Here is a 1,964-nt window from a genome sequence, read left to right on the forward strand (position 1 = left end):
GCAGCAGGGCGGCGAGCGCGGCAGTGTGTCGGATGGACATGGCATCTCCTTCGCCGGACGCTGAAAATCGCGCCGGACTGTGTTTTCGGTTGACGGTCATTGGATGCTGGCCAGCGGCAAACGTTCCCGCCAAAATCAATTGAATCCGGTGAGGCTCAGCTTTCCAGCCCGAGCCGCCGCATGACCGCGCTGGTCAGTCGTTCGCAACGCCGGCCGGCGAAGGGGAAGGCATCGAGCAGCACCGGCCCGATCTGATCGTCCAGCGCCTTGCGCACCAGGGCGCGGGCGCGGTGCAGCCTTGTCTTGACGGTTTGCGGCCGCACGCCGAGGAGATCGGCGGTCTCCTCGATGCTCAGCCCCTCGATCACCCGCGCCACGAACACCGTCCGGTAGACGTCGGGAAGGCTGTCTGTGGCCTGTTCGACCAGTTGGAGGATCTGCCTTTGCGCCATCGTCCGTTCCGGATCGTCGCTGGGGTGGAGGGGGAACCGGATGATCTCGGCTTGCGGATTTTCCGGCATTGCCACCGTTCTGCGCCTTTTGCGCAGGCGGCCGAGCGCCTCGTTGATGACGATGCGCGACAGCCATGTGGCGAGCGAGGAGTCGCCGCGAAACGCATCGAGATGGGCGAAAGCCTTGAGGTAGGCCTCCTGGACGATGTCCTCGGCCTCGCTGTCATTGCGCACGACGCCGCGCGCGATCCGGTAGAGCCGCTGATTGTGTGTCTTGATGATGGTGCGGAAGGCGTCGCCGTCGCGCGCCAGCGCGCGGTGCACAAGCTGCATCTCGCCTGGCGCAGCGGAAGGCACGGCCGTCAACACAGCAGGCATCGCCACTTTCCTCAACCCAATCTCCGAACCAAGATCTCGATCGGGAGATTGGACGCTGTCGCCGGCAAAAGGTTCCCGAAGATTTTCTGCCGGGCCCGGCGGCCGCTACCCTACAGTGCGAGTGAAGGCTTGTCAGGCAGCCTGCAGGCGCGCTGTGGCCGCCAACAGATCGGTCTGGGTGATCAGCCCGAGAATCCGCTTGTCGTCGTCGACGATGATGACCGCGTGGCTGCGGCCGTCGGTGAGCACGGGCAGCAGACCCATGGCGGCGAAGCCGGCGGCGGCTGTTGCCGCGGGCGATATAACGGATCCGACCGTCCCGGAGGCCTGGGTGAGTTCGCGCAACCCCACGGTGCCTGCCAGCCTGGCCTCCGCATTGACGACCGGCAAGGTCCGGATGTTGTGGTCAAGCAGCAATTGGCGCGCCGCCTCGGTCGAGGTGTGAGCATCGACCGAGATGACATCGCGCGACATGATGTCCTCGCACAGAAGGGTCTTGTGCGCGCGCACCATCGCCTGCAATTCGACCTGCCGCAGCAGCCGGTCGAGATCGTTGCGATCGATATCGAACGTCTCGTCGAGTGCGCCAAGCGCGGCATCGATGTCTTCGGAGCGGAAGCCGACGCGCAGTTGCGCCGGCGGATCGCCGGTGCCGTGGCTGTTCGCCGGCACTGCAACCGGCACATGCGGATAATTGCGCCGGGCCAGCCTGTGGAAGCCGTAGCCGAGCGCCACCAGCAGGATCGAGTTCAGCGCCACCGGAACGAATGGAAACAGGAAGCCGGCGCTGATGACGGCAGGCCCTCCCAGCACCGCGGTCAGCGCGGCCGCTCCTCCCGGCGGATGCAGGCAGCGCGTGAACGACATGGCGGCGATGGCCAGTGCCACCGCGATGCCGCTGGCAAGGGCGGTTTCGTGGATGAAATGCGCCACGATCACGCCGACCAGCGCCGATATCGTGTTGCCGCCGATGATCGACCATGGCTGTGCCAGCGGACTGGCGGGCACGGCGAACAGCAGCACCGCCGACGCCCCCATCGGCGCCACCAGCAGCGGCACATGCGGGCCGTTGCCGAGTACAAGGCTGGCGATCACGCCGGTGAGCGCAATGCCGATCGTCGCGCCGATACAGGC

General features: G+C 66.2%; 2 protein-coding genes. Both read right to left on the bottom strand.

Annotated features, from left to right (window positions below; all coding sequences use genetic code 11):
* Positions 1-155: 155 nt before the first annotated feature.
* Complete coding sequence (locus EN893_RS31415) at positions 156-830, bottom strand: RNA polymerase sigma factor (RefSeq protein ID WP_127269120.1); 675 nt, start codon at positions 828-830, stop codon at positions 156-158.
* A 132-nt stretch (positions 831-962) separates the two neighbouring features.
* Positions 963-1,964 (bottom strand): HPP family protein (locus EN893_RS31420; protein WP_164901275.1); only part of this gene is annotated, 1,002 nt, incomplete at its 5' end.

Origin of the sequence: Mesorhizobium sp. M7A.F.Ca.CA.004.04.2.1 (assembly GCF_004022825.1) — a bacterium.
GTDB lineage: Bacteria > Pseudomonadota > Alphaproteobacteria > Rhizobiales > Rhizobiaceae > Mesorhizobium.